This window comes from Actinomycetospora sp. (genome assembly GCF_036497585.1).
Classification (GTDB): Bacteria; Actinomycetota; Actinomycetes; order Mycobacteriales; family Pseudonocardiaceae; genus Actinomycetospora.
The window spans coordinates 1-2,028 of sequence record NZ_DASXJD010000265.1 but is presented as its reverse complement, the minus strand read 5'-3'; the positions used below and the strand labels follow the sequence as shown (position 1 = coordinate 2,028).

At 75.7% G+C, this 2,028-nt stretch carries 2 protein-coding genes; one reads left to right on the top strand and one right to left on the bottom strand.

Annotated features, from left to right (window positions below; translation table 11 throughout):
• On the top strand, positions 1-1,115 hold a 1,115-nt coding region (locus tag VGH76_RS27080; RefSeq protein WP_331559872.1), incomplete at its 5' end, for a (Fe-S)-binding protein.
• Between the two features lie 12 nt (positions 1,116-1,127).
• On the opposite strand, the gene VGH76_RS27075 is transcribed toward VGH76_RS27080, so the two are convergent.
• Positions 1,128-2,028, bottom strand: a 901-nt coding sequence (locus VGH76_RS27075) for a thiamine-phosphate kinase (RefSeq protein WP_331559871.1), incomplete at its 5' end; no start/stop codon positions are given.

Below are 2,028 nucleotides of genomic sequence, written 5' to 3'. Positions count from 1 at the left end.
TCACCACACACATGGACCGGTGCCTGGGCTGCATGGCGTGCGTGACCGCCTGCCCGTCGGGGGTGCAGTACGACCGGCTGCTCGAGGCCACCCGGCCCCAGATCGAGCGGAACGTGCCGCGCTCCCGGGCGGACCGGCTCTTCCGCGAGGCGATCTTCACGCTGTTCCCGTACCGGCGGCGGCTGCGGGCCGCGTCCCTGGGCGGGGCGCTCTACCAGAAGCTGCGCCCGAAGAAGATGGACCGGCTGCTCGCGCGGCTGCCGCGCCGCCTCGAGCGCCTCGTCGCCATGGAGTCGCTGCTGCCGCCGGTGTCGGTGCGCGACGCGTTCGCCCGGACCCCCGCGCGCACCCCGGCGGTCGGGCTCCGGCGCGGGCGGGTCGGGATGCTCACCGGCTGCGTCCAGGACGTCTTCTTCCACCAGGTCAACCTCGCGACGACGCGGGTCCTCGCGGCCGAGGGCCACGAGGTCGTCGCGCCCCGTGAGCAGGGCTGCTGCGGGGCGCTCGGACTGCACGCCGGCCGGGAGGAGGAGTCGGCCGAGCGGGCGAAGGCGCTGATCGCGGTGTTCGAGCAGGCCGACGTCGACGTCATCGCGGTGAACGTCGCCGGCTGCGGCTCCTCGATGAAGGAGTACGGCGAACTGCTGGCGGACGACCCGGCCTGGTCCGACCGCGCGGCGCGCTTCGCGGCGAAGGTCCGCGACGTCTCCGAGGTGCTCGCCGACGTGCTCGAGGACTCCCGGGCCCCGCGGCACCGGGTCGACGCCACCGTCGTCTACCACGACGCGTGCCACCTGGGGCACGCCCAGAAGATCCGCTCGCAGCCGCGGGAGGTGCTGCGCTCGATCCCCGGCGTGGAGCTGACCGAACTGCCCGAGGCGGAGATCTGCTGCGGGTCCGCGGGGATCTACAACATGCTGCAGCCGGAGGCCGCGGGCGATCTCGGGCGCCGCAAGGCCGAGAACATCCGCGGGACCGGGGCCGACCTGCTGGTCACCGCGAACCCCGGGTGCCTCCTGCAGATCCGCAAATACCTGGGGGGCGAGCTGCTGATGCTGCACCCGGTCCAGCTGCTCGACGCCTCGATCCGGGGGGTGCGCCCACCCGGCCTCTGACCGGCCCCCGGCTCAGCGCCAGTGCCGCCACCCGGGGTCGCCCGCGCCGCCCCACCGGTCGGCGTCCACGCTCACCCCGCTGCCGAGGCGGACGTCGGCGAAGACCGTCCACCCGTCGGGCACCGCGTCCTCCTCGCGGAAGCAGGCGACGAGCGCGTGGTCCTCGCCCCCGGTGAGCGTCCAGGTCAGCGCGTCGCGGCCGAGGGCGGAGGCCACGTCGCGGAGCTTGTCGGCCACCGGCACCAGGTCCGAGCGCACGTCGATGCGGACCCGGGACGCCGCGGCAATGTGCCCCAGGTCGGCGAGCAGGCCGTCGGAGGTGTCGACCATCGCCGTGGCCCCGGCCCGCGCGGCCACCGGGCCCTCGGTGAACGGCGGCCGGGGGGTGCGGTGTGCGGCGACCATCGCGAGCGGGGACCGGAAACCGCGGCGCAGCACCTCCATCCCGGCCGCCGACCAGCCGAGCACACCGCGGACCGCGACCACGTCGCCGACCTTCGCGCCCGCCCGCCGTACCGGGGCGCGGCCCTCCAGGTCGCCCAGCGCGGTGATGGACACCACGATCTGCTCGGCGGACACGGTGTCCCCGCCCACGACGCCGACGCCTGCCTCGGACGCCGCGTCCCAGATGCCGGAGGCCAGGCCGTCGACGACGTCGGCCGGCGTCGAGGCCGGGCAGGCCAGCGAGAGCAGCAGCGCCGTCGGCACGGCCCCCATCGCGGCGATGTCGGCGAGGTTCGCGGCGACCGCCTTGCGCCCCACCTGTTCGGGCCCGGACCAGTCGAGGCGGAAGTGCACGCCCTGCACCAGGGTGTCGACGGTCGCGACGACCCGGCCGTCCGGCGCCGCCACCACCGCGGCGTCGTCCCCCGGACCGAGCAGGGTCCCCTCGGGCTGGGGCCGATCGGCGGTG